The 14,216-nt window shown below is 70.0% G+C and carries 15 protein-coding genes and 2 pseudogenes; 3 read left to right on the top strand and 14 right to left on the bottom strand.

From position 1 onward, the window contains the following. Positions 1–373: pseudogene (locus A5697_RS20290) on the bottom strand (3-oxoacyl-ACP synthase); the annotation flags it as partial. Here A5697_RS20290 and A5697_RS20285 point away from each other — a divergent pair. After that, positions 365–985, top strand: a pseudogene (locus A5697_RS20285) (3-oxoacyl-[acyl-carrier-protein] synthase III C-terminal domain-containing protein); the annotation flags it as partial. The pseudogenes A5697_RS20290 and A5697_RS20285 overlap by 9 nt on opposite strands. A gap of 6 nt (positions 986–991) precedes the next feature. Here A5697_RS20285 and A5697_RS20280 read toward each other — a convergent pair. Next, on the bottom strand, positions 992–1,312 hold the full coding sequence (locus tag A5697_RS20280; protein ID WP_068011822.1) for a DUF4229 domain-containing protein: 321 nt from the start codon (positions 1,310–1,312) through the stop codon (positions 992–994). A gap of 85 nt (positions 1,313–1,397) precedes the next feature. Here A5697_RS20280 and A5697_RS27840 point away from each other — a divergent pair, with 85 nt between their 5' ends. Next, complete coding sequence (locus A5697_RS27840; protein ID WP_156622576.1) at positions 1,398–1,559, top strand: hypothetical protein; 162 nt, start codon at positions 1,398–1,400, stop codon at positions 1,557–1,559. A gap of 8 nt (positions 1,560–1,567) precedes the next feature. Here A5697_RS27840 and A5697_RS20275 read toward each other — a convergent pair whose 3' ends face one another. The 8 genes from A5697_RS20275 to A5697_RS20240 are packed head-to-tail and all read right to left on the bottom strand — an operon-like array spanning position 1,568 to position 9,212. Then, positions 1,568–2,866 carry a MinD/ParA family protein gene (locus A5697_RS20275; protein WP_067950165.1) on the bottom strand — a complete coding sequence of 433 codons (1,299 nt, stop codon included), beginning with the start codon at positions 2,864–2,866 and terminating at the stop codon, positions 1,568–1,570. A gap of 42 nt (positions 2,867–2,908) precedes the next feature. Continuing rightward, entirely contained in the window at positions 2,909–3,886 is a 978-nt protein-coding gene (ccsB, locus tag A5697_RS20270) for a c-type cytochrome biogenesis protein CcsB (RefSeq protein ID WP_067950152.1), read from the bottom strand. Continuing rightward, positions 3,883–5,511, bottom strand: a complete 1,629-nt coding sequence (locus tag A5697_RS20265; protein WP_068011809.1) for a cytochrome c biogenesis protein ResB — start codon at positions 5,509–5,511, stop codon at positions 3,883–3,885. Before A5697_RS20265 ends, ccsB begins: the two co-directional genes overlap by 4 nt. Beyond that, positions 5,508–6,287: a cytochrome c biogenesis CcdA family protein gene (locus tag A5697_RS20260; RefSeq protein WP_067950156.1), complete on the bottom strand. Its 780-nt coding sequence runs from the start codon at positions 6,285–6,287 to the stop codon at positions 5,508–5,510. The genes A5697_RS20265 and A5697_RS20260 overlap by 4 nt, the downstream gene beginning before the upstream one ends. After that, a complete protein-coding gene (locus tag A5697_RS20255; protein ID WP_068011808.1) occupies positions 6,284–6,871 on the bottom strand; it encodes a TlpA disulfide reductase family protein in 588 nt (195 codons plus the stop codon). Before A5697_RS20255 ends, A5697_RS20260 begins: the two co-directional genes overlap by 4 nt. A gap of 2 nt (positions 6,872–6,873) precedes the next feature. After that, a complete protein-coding gene (locus tag A5697_RS20250) occupies positions 6,874–7,479 on the bottom strand; it encodes a histidine phosphatase family protein (protein WP_067950159.1) in 606 nt (201 codons plus the stop codon). Beyond that, on the bottom strand, positions 7,479–8,810 hold the full coding sequence (hemL, locus tag A5697_RS20245) for a glutamate-1-semialdehyde 2,1-aminomutase (protein WP_068011807.1): 1,332 nt from the start codon (positions 8,808–8,810) through the stop codon (positions 7,479–7,481). Before hemL ends, A5697_RS20250 begins: the two co-directional genes overlap by 1 nt. 57 nt (positions 8,811–8,867) lie before the next feature. Further along, positions 8,868–9,212, bottom strand: coding sequence for a hypothetical protein (locus A5697_RS20240; protein ID WP_067943554.1), 345 nt, complete (start codon positions 9,210–9,212; stop codon positions 8,868–8,870). A gap of 73 nt (positions 9,213–9,285) precedes the next feature. Here A5697_RS20240 and A5697_RS20235 point away from each other — a divergent pair, with 73 nt between their 5' ends. Continuing rightward, complete coding sequence (locus tag A5697_RS20235) at positions 9,286–9,678, top strand: nitroreductase family deazaflavin-dependent oxidoreductase (protein ID WP_068011806.1); 393 nt, start codon at positions 9,286–9,288, stop codon at positions 9,676–9,678. A 24-nt stretch (positions 9,679–9,702) separates the two neighbouring features. Here the strand turns inward: A5697_RS20235 and A5697_RS20230 are convergent, their stop codons facing one another. The 4 genes from A5697_RS20230 to A5697_RS20215 are packed head-to-tail and all read right to left on the bottom strand — an operon-like array spanning position 9,703 to position 14,213. Then, positions 9,703–10,656, bottom strand: a complete 954-nt coding sequence (locus A5697_RS20230; protein WP_068011805.1) for a DNA polymerase domain-containing protein — start codon at positions 10,654–10,656, stop codon at positions 9,703–9,705. Then, entirely contained in the window at positions 10,653–12,041 is a 1,389-nt protein-coding gene (locus A5697_RS20225) for an amino acid permease (RefSeq protein ID WP_068011804.1), read from the bottom strand. The genes A5697_RS20230 and A5697_RS20225 overlap by 4 nt, the downstream gene beginning before the upstream one ends. Positions 12,042–12,061: 20 nt before the next feature. Continuing rightward, positions 12,062–12,802: a class I SAM-dependent methyltransferase gene (locus A5697_RS20220; RefSeq protein WP_156673387.1), complete on the bottom strand. Its 741-nt coding sequence runs from the start codon at positions 12,800–12,802 to the stop codon at positions 12,062–12,064. A 55-nt stretch (positions 12,803–12,857) separates the two neighbouring features. Next, positions 12,858–14,213, bottom strand: a complete 1,356-nt coding sequence (locus A5697_RS20215; protein ID WP_068011803.1) for an MFS transporter — start codon at positions 14,211–14,213, stop codon at positions 12,858–12,860. Positions 14,214–14,216: the final 3 nt, after the last annotated feature.

Here is a 14,216-nt window from a genome sequence, read left to right as displayed (position 1 = left end):
CGACCACCACCCCGGCCGCGCCGTCGGCGAAGATGAAGCAGTTGGTGCGGTCCTGCATGTCCACGGTGGGGGACAGCTTCTCCGAACCGAGGACCAGCACCTTGGCGGCGGTCCCGCCGCGGATCATGTCGGCCGCGACGCCGAGCGCGTAGCCGAAGCCCGCGCACCCCGCCGAGACGTCGAACGCGGGCACGCCGGTGGCCCCCAGCGCCGCGGCGACGGCCGGGGCGCACGCCGGGGTCTGCAGGAAATGCGTGCTGGTCGCGACGATCACGCAGTCGATGTCCGACGGCACCAGCCCGGCGTTCGCGATCGCCTGCCGCCCGGCCTCGGTGGCCATCGACGCGGCGGATTCGTCGCGGGCGGCGAAGCGGCCGACATGATCCGCGGCGGGACCGCCGCCAAGGTGCTGGTCCTCGGTTCGGAGAAGCTGTCCCCCACCGTGGACATGCAGGACCGCACCAACTGCTTCATCTTCGCCGACGGCGCGGCCGGGGTGGTGGTCGGCGAGACGCCCGAGCAGGGCATCGGGCCGACCGTCTGGGGCAGTGACGGCGAGCAGGCCCTGGCGATCCGCCAGGACATCGACTGGATCGACTACATGGACAGCCCGACGGGCCCGCGCCCCTTCCTGCGGCTCGAGGGCAGCGCGGTGTTCCGGTGGGCGGCATTCGAGATGGGCAAGGTCGGCCGGCAGGCGATGGACGCGGCGGGCGTCAGGCCCGACGAGATCGACGTGTTCGTGCCGCACCAGGCCAACAGCCGCATCAACGAGGTCCTGGCCAAGAGCCTCGAGTTGCGGCCGGACGCCGTCGTCGCCAACGACATCGAGCACACCGGCAACACGTCGGCGGCGTCCATCCCCCTGGCGATGGCCGAACTGCTGGCGACCGGGGCGGCCAAGGCGGGCGATCTCGCCCTGTTGATCGGTTACGGCGCGGGCCTCAGTTACGCCGCGCAGGTCGTCCGGATGCCCAACCTCTGACCGGCCTCACGCGTCGTCGGTCGGCGCCTCGCCCTGCAACCGAGCCCGCAGTTGTTCCCGTTCCCGGCGCCTCCGCTCGCCGGCGATCGCCAGCGACGCGGTAGCGCGCCGGCGCAGCGGGCCGAACAGCCAGATGCCCAGGGGCATGGCGATGATGAGGGCGAACAGCGCGGCGACCGCGATCGGAAACTGGCTGACACCGATGAGGCGGGCCACCCCGTAGATTGCGGCGGCAAGCGCCACCGCCAGCAGCAGCCGCGCCCCCGCGTAGAGGAGAACGTCGACGACCGCCCGAGAGCCGGCGCCGTGCTGCCCGCCTTCGTCCACGCGGTCCCCGGTGCTGTTGTCGCTGACTCCTTCTGACACAGGGGAAAGCCTACGGCCCGGGTATATTCGTCAACGGAGGTGTTGAGTGCTCTACCTGCTGCTCGTCCTGATGTTGGGGACCCTGATCTACGTTGGCTGGCGGACGGCTCGGTCACAAACCAACCGGGCGAAGACGCGCGTTATCGGGCCTGACGACGATCCAGACTTCTTACGGCGGTTAGGGCACGGGGACAACAACCCCCGCTAAGGCTCGCTCTACGCGACTCCGGGATTGCGCTGATCGCCCGGGAACCCGTCGGCGACGATGGCCGCCAGCTCAGTGAGCGCCTCGCGGGTGGACCGCTTGAGCCGGTCCAACTCGATTTCGGCGCCCTCCTCGAGGTGCGGGTCGAACGGCACGATCTGGACCGCACGGCAGCGCCGGGAGAAGTGGTCGACCACCTTGTTCATGTCGACCTTGCCCGTCCGCGACCGCACGCCGTTGATGACCGCGACCGAGTTGCGGACCATCTCCTCGTGGCCGTGCGCGTCCAACCAGTCCAGCGTCGCCGAAGCGCTGCGGGCCCCGTCGATGGATCCCGAGCTGACCACGACGAGAACGTCGGCCTTCTCCAGCACCGAGGACATCACCGAATGCAGCAGTCCCGGGCCGCAGTCGGTGAGCACCAGGCCGTAGAACCGCTCCAGCACGTCCAGCACCCGGGTGTAGTCGTCGGCGCCGAACGCCTCCGAGATCGCCGGGTCGGTCTCCGACGCCAGCACCTCCAGCCCGCTCGGGCCTTTCGAGGTGTAGCGGCGGACGTCGCTGTAGCGCTCGATGCTGCCGGCGTCGTGCAGCAGCTGGCGCACCGTCGCCGCGGTCTCTAGCGGGATCTTCTGGCTCAGGGTGCCGCGGTCCGGGTTCGCGTCGACCGCGACGACCCGGTCGCCGCGGATGGAGGCGAAGGTGGCGCCCATGGTCGCGGCGATGGTCGTCTTGCCGACGCCGCCCTTGAGCGACACCAACGCGATGCGGTAGCACCCGCGCAAGGGGCGGTTCACCTGCGCCACCAAGTTGTTGTAGCGCGCGGCCCGGGGGCCCTCCCCGAGGTTGATCAGGTGACCGGACAGCTCGTAGAGCAGCCGGCGCCAGCCCTCCGACGGCGGCGGCTTGACGGGCCGCAGCAGCATGCCGGTGGACAGCTCCGGGTAGGGCGTGTGCGGCAACGACTCCGGGCGCGGCGGGGCTTGCGGGGCCGGCGCGTCGACCGGGCCCGTGTAGTAGGCGCCGTAAGCGGTCGGGTCAACCCGCGGGATGCCGGTCACCGGCGTGGCGTCCCACGGCGGCATCCCCGCGGGCCTGGGCGTGGTGGGTGGTGCCGCCTCGCGCCGCTCCGGGCCGGGAACCCGCCGCTCGGTGCGGAACCCGGCGAAGGCGCGCGTCGGCGCTTCGCCGCCGTCGGCAAGAGACTGGTCGCCGTTTTCCGCCGATTGCGAGGCGGACGGCTCCTGCGGAGGCAATTGCGTCGTCGGCTGATCGGGCGTCCCGACGCCCGTCGTTGGATGGTCGGACACGTGCACTCCCCCTTGTTGTGTTACTTGGGTCGGTTGCTGCGGTCACCCCACGCCCGCATACGAATGCAGGCCCACAGTCACCAGGTTAACGAAGAACAGATTGAAGACCATGGCCACGAACCCGGCGACGTTGATCCATGCCGCCTTCCTGTCCCGCCAGCCCGCCGTCGACCTGGCGTGCAGGTACGCGGCGTAAATCACCCACGCGACGAAGGACACCGTCTCCTTGGGGTCCCAGCCCCAATACCGGCCCCAGGCCTCCTCCGCCCAGATCGCCCCGAAGATGACCCCGAAGCCGAACACCGGGAAGGCGAAGATCGTGGTCCGGTAGGCGACGCGGTCCAGGGTCTGAGCGTCGGGAAACCGTCGCACCATCCGGGCCAGGGCGCCCGGCGTCTCGGGGTCGCTCAGCCGCGACGTGCGCAGCAAGAACAAGATGCTGGCGATGCCGGCGACCATGAACACACCGGAGCCCAAACTGACCACCGACACGTGGATGGGCAGCCAATAGGACTGCAGCGCGGGCATCACCGGCGCCGCGTTGGTGTAGAGCCAGCGGCCGGACACCGTGAGCAGGATCAGCACCGGCACCAGCAGGAAAACCCACAGCGGGCGGTACTGCGGGCGGCGCAGGACGATGGCCCCGGCGAGCAGGCCGCACATGCAGGTCAGGTTGATGAACTCGTACATGTTGCCCCACGGCACCCGCAGGGTGGCCAGGCCGCGCAGCACGATGCAGGCGAGCAGCAGCCCGATGCCGAGGTAGACGACGGCCAGCCCGGCCCGCCCCACCCGTTCGTCCAACGGCCGGCCGGACGCCTCCTCCACGATGCCGGGGGTGAAGCTATCGGAGGACACCGCACCGGCCAAAACCCGCTCGCGCCGGTCGACGCGGCGGCCGCCGGCATACGCCAGCTCGAAGGCCAACAGCAACAGCGCGATGACGAGCGCCACCACGGCGGACGTGAACGCCCAGTCGGAGTACCGCGCCAAGCCGATGTTGACGTGCACCGTGTTCATTTGACGTCCACCTGAGAACTCCTTTTGGACGCGGGGGGCCTGAGTGACTGCGCGGCGCCGGGCTCACCCAGGCCGTTGAGCACCCGCTCGGTCAACCGCTCGAACTCGTCGCCCCATCCGGAGTTGTCGGTGCGCGCCAGCCCGCCCAGTTCGACGTTCACCGTACCGGCCCCCGGGGTGAGCCTCACCCACACCCGGCGCCTGCGCACCAGCAGCGATACCACCAGGCCCGCCATCATCGTGATGGCGAAGACCAGCACCCAGGCCTGCCCGGGGTCGTGGGATACCTGCAGGTTGACGAACGGCACCGCGCCGTCGAAGCGGACGACCGTGCCGGCCGCCGGACCTTGGTCGATCCGCACCTCCTGCCCGGCGCGCAGGTTGACGCGCTTTTCCCTGGTGAGCCGGCCCTGCTGGATCAGCCGCGGATCGAGCGTGAACAGCGATTGGGGCCGCCCGGTGTCCAGCCCGGTATCGCCGCGGTAGATGTCGACGGCCACCGCGGGGGCGTTCAGCGCCGGGAAGCGCGACGACAAGAGCGCGCCGTCGAGCTGTTCGGTCGGCGCCAGCAGACCCTGGATCGCGATCTCGTGCTGTCGGCGATCGGCGGCGTTGGGATAGCTGCCCGCGGGCGGGTCGATGCGCACCACCCCGGACGAGAGCAGCGTCTGCGGGTTGTCGGGCCGCCATTGCACGGTCGACGTGCGGGTCTGCCCGTTCGGGAAGGTCACGGTGAAGGTGGGCGCGTAGCCGTGGCCCTGCAGGTACACCCGGTCGCCGCCGACCCGCAGCGGATGGTTGACCTCCAACAGGTAGTGCCGCCAGCTGTTGGCAGCCAGATCGTGTCCGGCCTGGTAGTCGATGTCGGCGGCGAACGAGGTGGCCTGCCCGGACGGCAGGTAGTGCGCCTGGAAGTCGTTGACGCGAATGCAGATCGGGTTGAGCGACGTGCCGTCGACGGTGTTGCCGGCGCGGAACGAATCGAACGCGGCCGGCGAGGCCGAGCAGAAGCCCGGGCCGGAGTCGGCGATCACGATGACGTTGCCCTCGTACCCGAACAGCTTGCCGACGGCCACCGCGACCAGCAGGCCCAGCAACGAGAAGTGGAAGGCGATGTTGCCGAACTCGCGCAGGTAGCCCTTCTCGGCGGACACCTCGACGGCTTCGCCTTCATGCCGGATGGCCGCGCGCCAGCCGCGCAGCCGGCCGGTGATCTCGTTCGCCAGGGCGTTCAGCTCGTCGGCGTCGGCTTCGATCTCGGCGCTGGCGTGCTTGGGCAGCCGGGCCAGGTTGCGCGGAGCGGCCACCGGGGTGGCGCGCAGGCTGCGGACGTGCTCGATCATCCGCGGGGTCAGGCAGCCGACCAGCGAGACGAACAGCAGGACGTAGATGGCGGTGAACCAGAAGCTGGAGAACACGTTGAAGGCCTGCAGCCGATCCAGCCACGGCCCGATGACGGGGTGGGCCTTCAGGTAGTCGTCGACCTTGCCGGCGTTGAGGCTGCGCTGCGGTAGCAGCGCGCCGGGGATCGCTCCCAGCGCGAGCAGGAACAGCAGCACCAGCGCGGTGCCCATCGACGTCAGCGCGCGCCAGGTGTTGCGGGCCCAAGCGAGAAGTTGCCTCATATCGGCAGCCTCACGTCGGACACGAAGGCGTCGCGCAGCCAGGAGACGAAGTCGTTCCACGCCCCGCTGACCAGCAGCGCACCGACCGCGATGAGCAGCGCGCCCCCGAAGATCTGGATGGCCCGGGTGTGGCGGCGCAGCCAGCCCAGCGCCCCCACCGCGCCCGCCGAGCCGAAGGCCAGCAGCACGAACGGGATGCCCAGCCCCAGGCAGTACGCGATCACCAGCACGATCCCGCGGGCCACGCTCGCGCCGTCGGTGGCCGAGGCCACGGTGATCACGCCGGCCAGCGTCGGCCCGAGGCACGGCGTCCAGCCGAGCGCGAACACCGCGCCCAGCAGCGGCGCCCCGGCGACCGTCGTCAGCTGTCGCGGGCTGAACCGGGCCTGGCGTTGCAGGGCCGGGATGAGGCCGACGAACACCAGACCCATCACGATCGTCAGCACGCCACCGACCCGCTGGAGCAGCAGCTGGTTGGTGATCAGCGCCGTCGTCATGCCGAGGACGGCGACGGTACCCAGCACGAACACCGTGGTGAACCCGGCGACGAACAGCGCCGCCGAACCCGCGACCCGCCACCGCGCCGACGGTGGGGCCTTGATGGCGCCGGGCGGTGGCTGCTCGTCGACGCCGACGACGGCGGCCAGGTAGGACAGGTAGCCGGGTACCAGCGGCACCACGCAGGGCGAGGCGAACGACACCAGCCCCGCCAGCAGGCACGCGCCGAGGGCCACCAGGAGCGGTCCGGCGGCGGCGATCTGGGTGAACCCGCTCATTCTTGGGCCACCTTCTGCACCACGGGCTGCAGGTCGGCCGCCAGCAGTTCGCGCAGGAACACCGCCGCGACCCGGTGCTGACGGTCCAGGACGAGCGTGGACGGGATCACGGTGGTCGGGTACTTGCCGCCGAACGCGATCAGCGTGCGCATCGCCGGGTCGTAGATGGAGGGGAACGTCACGTGGCGGTCGTTGACGAAGTCCAGCGCCGCCTGCCGGTTGCTGTCGCGCACGTCGATGCCGAGAAACGACACCCCCTTGTCGCGGGTGACGTCGTACACCTGCTGGAGTTGGCTGACCTCGGCCCGGCATGGGCCACACCACTGTCCCCAGATGTTGATGACGACGACGCGGCCGGCGAAGATCGGATCGTCCAGCGACAACGGGTGCGCGGGGTCCGCCAGGTCCGGCCCGGACAGCGGACCGGGGTGGCCGCGGCTGGACGGCGGGTTGTAGTAGATGTCGGTCTTTCCGCCGGGCGAGACGAATTCGAACGTGCCGCCCTGCGCTACCGCGTCACGACCGGAAGAACAGCCGGCGACCAGGGTCGTCAGTACGACCCCAGCCATCGCCAGTCGCCACATGCTCAGCGCGCCGGCTCCTGGTACTCGACGTCGACCAGCCGGTCGCCCTCGTACACCAGGGTGGTGATCGAGCACAGCCCGCACTCGCGGCGCCGCGGGTCGTGCCACAGCCGCCGGCCGGTTAGGTGCAGGCGCAGCGTCCACACCGGCAGCTGATGGCTGACGCACACGACCTCGCTGCCGGCTGCGCGGGCGCGGGCCTTGTCCACCGCGGTCGTCATCCGCGCCGCGATCTCGGCGTACGGCTCGCCCCACGACGGGGTGAACGGGTTGCGCAGGTGCCACCAGACCCGCGGGTCACGCCAGGCGCCGTCGCCGGGGCCGACGCGCCGGCCCTCGAAGAAGTTCGCCGATTCGATGAGGTCATGGTCGGTGTCCACGGCCACGTCGTGCTTGGCGGCGATGGGCGCGGCGGTTTCCTGGGCCCGCTGCAGTGGGGAGGCGACGACCGCGACGATGTCGCGCCCGGACAGCGCGTCGGCGACCGCGGCCGCCTGCTCGCGGCCCCGGTCGGACAGGTGGAATCCGGGCAGCCGGCCGTAGAGGACGCCGCTGGGGTTGTGCACCTCGCCGTGGCGCACGACGTGGACGCGGGTTTGCTCGGCCATCAGGGCTTGTCCTCCTGGGCGGCCGCGCGGGCGGCGTTGGGCAGGGCTTCGGCGATCCGGTCGAACGCCGCGTCGTCCAGCGCCGCCGAGACGAACCATGCCTCGAAAGCGCTGCAGGGCGGGTAGACGCCCGCGTTCAGCAGGGCGTGAAAGAACGGCGGATAACGCCACGTCTGGCTGGCCCGCGCGGACGCGAAGTCGGTCACCGGCGCGTCGCCGAAGAACACGCTGAACATGTTGCCTGCACGCGAAAGTTGGTGCGGCACAGCGGCGCTCGTCAACGCCTCGGACAGCAGGCCGGCTAGCCGGTCGGCGTTGGCGTCCAGCGCGGCGTAGACCGCGGCGTCGGCGGCGCGCAGCGTCGCCAGGCCGGCGGCCACCGCCACCGGGTTGCCCGAGAGCGTGCCGGCCTGATACACCGGCCCCAGCGGCGCGAGCCGCTCCATCACCTCGGCGCGCCCACCGAACGCGGCCGCCGGCAGTCCGCCGCTCATCACCTTGCCGAAGGTGAACAGGTCGGCCGCGACGGGATCGATTCCGTACCAACCACTTCGGCTGACCCGGAAGCCGGTCATCACCTCGTCGACGATGAGCAGCGCGCCATGTTCGGCGGTGATGGCGCGCAGCCCGGCGTTGTAGCCGGCCGCGGGTGGGACGACGCCCATATTGCCCGGGCTGGCTTCGGTGATCACCGCGGCGATCTGGTCACCGAACTCGGCGAAGGCCTGCCGCACGGCGTCGATGTCGTTGTAGGGCAACACAATCGTGTCGGCGGCCGCCGCGCCGGTGACCCCGGGCGAGGACGGCAGACCCAGCGTCGCCACCCCGGAGCCCGCGTCGGCGAGCAGGGCGTCGGCGTGGCCGTGATAGCAGCCGGAGAACTTGACGATCTTGGGCCTGCCGGTGAACCCGCGGGCCAGCCGGATCGCGCTCATCGTCGCCTCGGTCCCGGAGTTGACCAGCCGTATCCGTTCGACCGGTGCCACCCGCCCGATGATCTCGGCGGCCAGCCGGCTCTCCCCCGGCGTGGGCGCGCCGAACGACAGTCCGGAGGCCGCGGCCGTAGTGACTGCTTCGACGACGGCGGGGTGCGCGTGCCCGAGGATCATCGGACCCCAGGAGCAGACCAGGTCGACGTAGCGATTGCCGTCGGCGTCGGTGAGCCAGCACCCGCGGGCCTCGGTGATGAAGCGCGGGGTGCCGCCGACAGCGGTGAACGCCCGCACCGGGGAGTTCACCCCGCCGGGGATGACGGCGCAGGCATCCTCGAACAACCGGGCCGACGCCGCCGTGGTGGCGGCGTGCGCGGTCGCCTGGTCACTGCTTCCCATGACAACCAGTGTCCCAGCCTCCGCGGCCGGTTCAACTACAGGGTGTAGCAGGACGGGTTAGGCGTCGCCCTGCCGCTCGGCTTGCTGGGCGGCCTGGAAGTGATGGCGGGCGGCCTCGCGTTCCCTCTCCGCCGCGCGCCGGTGCGCCTCGACGTCCCCGAGGCGCTCTTCGACGGCCCGCTCGTGCACTTCGGCGGCCCGCTCGTGCGCGGCGGCGGCTTCGTAGTGGCGATCCCGGTCGCGGCGGTGCGCCTCCTCGTCCCGCTCGTGCGCATGCTGGGCGCGGTCGGTCGCGCGCTCGACGTCGTCGGAGGTGATGGGCTTGCGCGCGGCCAGGTCCCGGCCCCTGCGCAGCAGCTCCTCGGCGCGCTGAGCCGCTTCGTTACCTGGCGAGTCGCCCATGTTCAGACACTAGACCCGATCGCCGCCAAAAGTTGGGTTGATGCCCGGGGACTCAGGCGAGTTGGATAGCGGTATGCAGATGCCGCAGGGACTCGCCCGGTTCAACCGTCGCGTCACCAACCCGGTTCAGCGGCTGTGGGCCGGCTGGCTGCCACCGTTTGCCATCGTCGAACACGTCGGCCGCCGCTCGGGCAAGCCGTACCGCACCCCGGTGAATGTGTTCAGCGCGGATGTCGACGGCAAGCCCGGGGTGGCGATCCTGCTGACCTACGGCCCGGACCGGGACTGGTTGAAGAACCTGACCGCCGCGGGAGGGGGGCGGATGCGCCGCAACGGCAAGGGTTTCGGCATCGCCGACCCGCGGGTGGTCACCAAGGCCGAAGCGGCAGAGCACGTGACACGGGGCCGGACGGTGTTCGCCAGGCTGCCGTTCGAGGACGCGGTGCTGCTGACCAAAACCGAGTGAGGTGGATGCCCGCCCGCCAAAGCCTCAGTCGTCGCGGCGGGCCCGCGCGCGCCGTTTGCCCTCGTGCATCGCGGCCACCCGGGCGACCGGAATCGCGCGGCCCTGCTCGATCAGATCGTCCGGCAGGCGCTGCGGATCGGGCATGTGCTCGGCCCAGGGGTCGCGCCCGGCAAGGGCATCGAGCGCCGTGTGGATGGTGAAGTCACCGGGGCGCGCGGAATTGAGATCCGACCAGGCGAGCGGAAAGGACACCGGCATGCCCGGGCGCAGGCGCGGGCTGTACGCGGCGACGACGGTCGCCCCACCGGCCCGGGTCGAGTCCACGAACACCTTGCCAGCGCGGTCGGCCACGATGAAAGCCGTTGTCGCCCTCCGCGGGTCGAGCGCTTCAGCGCGGGCGGCGAGCGCCCGGGTCGCGGCCGCGACGTCGCCCACCGCAACGGTGCCGTCGAGCGGCACGAAGACGTGAATCCCCTTGGCGCCGCTGGTTTTCACCGCGCCCGCCAACCCGCTGTCGGCCAACGCCTGCCGTACCACGTGCGCGACGGCGACCACGGCGGTGAAGTCATCGTCGGCCGGCGGGTCGAGGTCGAGCACCAAATGGGTGGGCCGGCGCAGATCGTCGGCCAGGCCGAGCGATGGGTGGTATTCGACGGCGCGCTGATTGGCCAGCCATAACAGCGTTCGCAGGTCATCGCAGACGGCATAGCGCACTTGGCGTTTGGATGCCTCGGCCCATACCGGGACCGTCCGCAGCCACGCCGGTGCGTATTCCGGCACGTTCTTCTGCATGAACGCGGGCCTGCCCCCCAGCACGCGCAGCACCGTGAGCGCGCGACCGGCCAGGACGGGCAAGAATCGGTCGGCCACCGCGTCCAGGTAATCGATCAGGTCACGCTTGGTGGCTCCGGCATCCGGGCTCAGCGGCTGGTCCAGGTTGGTCAAATCGACGCCCCCGCGGCGCTCGTCGGCTGTCATGACACACCGTCCGGAGGTGCACTGCCGCGGATCGCACGGCGAGTACCGATTCGGCCGCGGGTCCGGGCGGCGAAGTACAGCCCGATCACCACCGCCCACGACAGCAGGCTGAGCCAGAGCTGACTGCGCGCCGAGCGATCGAAGGCCATCTGCACCAGCACGGCGGTGATTCCGGCCAGGGTGAGGATCGACAGAACCGGGAAGAACCACATCTTCACCCGCAGCCTTTCGGCGGGGGTGCGGCGGCGCAGGATGATCTGCGACAGGGCGATCAGCCAGTAGACGAACAAGATGATCGCGCCCGAGGAGTTGAGCAGGAAGAGAAACACCGTGTTCGGCGCGACCCGCGCCATGATGACGCAGCCGAATCCGACCGCCGAGGAGCACAGGATGGCGATGTGCGGGACACCGCGCGCGCTCAGCCTGACCAAGCGCATCGGGGCCTCGCCCCGCGCGGCGAGCACGAACAGCATGCGCGACGCGGTGTACAAGCCGGAGTTCAGGCAGGACAGCACCGCGGTGAGCACTACGGCGTTCATCACCTGATCCGCGCCGCGCAGCCCAAGGTGCTTGAGCGCGGCCACGTACGGCGACGCGCCGAGTTCCACGGAGTCCCACGGCAACATCACCACCAGCAGGAATACCGACCCCACGAAGAAGACACCGATCCGCGCCACCACCGATCTCGTCGCCTTCTGGACCGCGAGTTCCGGGTCCCGGCTTTCCGCGGCGGCCACGGTGACGATCTCGGCACCGACCATCGAGAAGATCACCACCACAATGGCGGCGAAGACGGCCCCGACGCCCTTCGGGAAGAAGCCGCCGCGCGCGGTGAGGTTGGCCAGTCCACCGTGATGGCCCGGCACGAGCCCCAGCACGAAGGCCGTGCCCACACCGAGAAAGATCACGATGGTCGCGACTTTGATTCCGGCGAACCAGAATTCGAACTCACCGAAGGACGAGACGGAGAACAGGTTGGTCGCTGTCATCAAGACCATCAGGCACAGCGACAGCAGCCACAGCGGCGCATGAAACCAGTAGTTGAGGACTTTCCCGCCGGCAACGGCCTCGAAGCCGACCACGATCACCCAGAAATACCAGTACAGCCAGGCGACCGAGAATCCCGCCCAGCCGCCCAGCGCCTTAGCCGCGTAATCGGCGAACGACCCGGTCGACGGGTTCGCCGCCGCCATCTCGCCCAGCATGCGCATCACCAGGACGATCAGCAGGCCGCACAGCGCGTAGGTCAGAAACGCCGCGGGGCCGGTGTCCTTGATCACCACACCCGAGCCGACGAACAGGCCGGCACCGATGACACCGCCGAGGGCGATCATGCTGAGCTGGCGCTGCGACAACCCTTGGCGCAGTTGCGGAGTGCTAGCCATGCCGGTGCGTGCAGCGGTGATCAGTCGAGGCGGGTGGCCACCACCGACCACACCGGGAGGTGCACCCGGTGGTCTTCCAGCAGCGGGTCGATGACACCCAGCCGGTGTACCAGTGGCCGCATCCGCTGCAGAATCTCGCCCTGCTGCTCGGAGGCGAGCGTCTTCATGGCGTCGAACGTCTCCTTGAGGAAGCGGGCCTCGTACGTCGTGCCGCCGAGGTAGTCGATTCGCCATCCGTTGGCGCCGAACACCCGCTCGAAGTTGTCGGCGGGTATCGCCGTCCACTGCAGGCCGTTGACGTTGTGGGGGCTGAATTCGAACATGTAGAGCCGCGCCCCGGGCCTGGTGGCCCGGTGCAGCGCCTGGGCGTACCGCGTCTGGACGACCCCGTCGTTGAGGAACACGTGATAGAAGGCGCTGTCCACCACCGTGTCGAAACGATCCTCGAAGCCTTCGAGCCTGGTGGCGTCGGCCACCTGGAAATCGACCTGGACTCCGGCCCGATCGGCGTTCCGCTTGGCTTGCTCGATGGCCGAAGGTGACTCATCGATTCCGGTCGCCGAAAACCCTTGCGCGGCAAAGTGAATGGCGTGATATCCGGGGCCCGTCCCGGGATCGAGCACCTCGCCGCGGATCCCGCCGTAGGCAACCAACTGCTGGACCGCCGGCTGCGGGCCGCCGATGTCCCAGGGAATCCGCCCGCCGGCATGTTCTGCCTCGTCGTACAGCGGCTCAAAACCCGCGACGTTCCCGTCAGTCATTGCCTTCTCGCTTCCTCGCGACTCCCGACGGGAACGACACTAGTGCGAAGTCAGCTCAAAGATGTAGGTCTTGCTCGCGGATCAGTGCCGTGGCGAGCACGCTGATGACGGCCGTCGCGACCAAATACCCGCACGCCAGCCATGGCGCGCCGCCGAGAGCCGCGATGAGCGCGGTCACGATCATCGGGGTGACACCGGAGGCGTAGATGCCCGAGAACTGGTACACGAACGACAGACCGGTGTAGCGGGTGCTGGTGGGATACAGCGACGAGTACAGCGTGCCCTGCGCCCCGTAGAACAGCGCGTGCACCACACCGAACACGACGACCAGCGCCACCCCGAACCAGACCAGGTTCCTGGTGCCGAACAGCGCGAAGGCGGGAAACGCCGCAAGGCCATAGCAGGCCACGCCGGCCAGATACACCCGCCGGGCGCCGAACCGGTCGGTCAGCGCCCCCGACACGGGCAGCAGCGCCGCCATCAACAGCGCCGCGATGGTCACCACCACCAGCACCGACACCCGGTTGAACCCCAGCGCCCCGGTGGCGTAGCTGATCGCGAAGACGCCCCAGGTGTTGAACGCCGAACCTTCGGCCCAGCGAGACAGCAAGCCCAACACGGTGTTTCGCCGCGATCGGGGTTCACGGACGATCTCGCGAATGGGCACCGTGGCCGTGGCCTCGAGCTCACGCAGCTCGCGAAAGGCCGGTGTCTCCTCGACCCGCAACCGCACCACGACGCCGATCACCACGAGCAGCAGGCTGAGCAGAAAACCGATGCGCCAGCCGTAGGCGAGGAAGCGCGCCGCACCCAGGGCGATTTGTAGGAACGCGAAAATCCCTGTGCCCAAGGCTAACCCGAGCGCAAGTCCGATCTGCGGGATGGCCCCGAAGCGGCCGCGCCGACCCTCGGGGCTGTGCTCCACGGCGAGCAACACGGCACCGGCCCACTCGCCCCCCAGGGCGAAGCCCTGCAGGATTCGCAGGGCCAACAGCAACAGCGGCGCCCATACCCCGATCTGGGCGGCGGTGGGCAGCACCCCGATCAAAGCCGTGGCGACGCCCATGATCAGCATGGTCAGCGCGAGGCTGCGCTTGCGGCCGATCCGGTCGCCGATGTGGCCGAAGACCAGCCCGCCGACCGGCCGCATGACGAACCCCACGGCGAACGTCGCGAAGGCCAGCAGCGTGCCGACTAGTGAGCTCTCGCTGGGAAAGAAGACCTTGTTGAACACCAGGCCCGCAGCGGTCGCGTAGAGGAAGAAGTCGTACCACTCCACGGTGGTCCCCAACAGGCTGGCCGCGACGACGATGCGCAGCCGCCCGCGTTGCTGCGCGGCGGACTCGTCGACCGCGCCGGCGCTCGCGTCGAGGCCTGCGCCGGTCCCCGGCGCGGGCAGGGTGGCCGCCATGGT

Origin of the sequence: Mycobacterium sp. E3251, from assembly GCF_001666835.1 — a bacterium.
GTDB lineage: Bacteria > Actinomycetota > Actinomycetes > Mycobacteriales > Mycobacteriaceae > Mycobacterium.
Note: the sequence above shows the minus strand (reverse complement) of the source record. Positions and strands in the feature narration are given on the sequence as shown.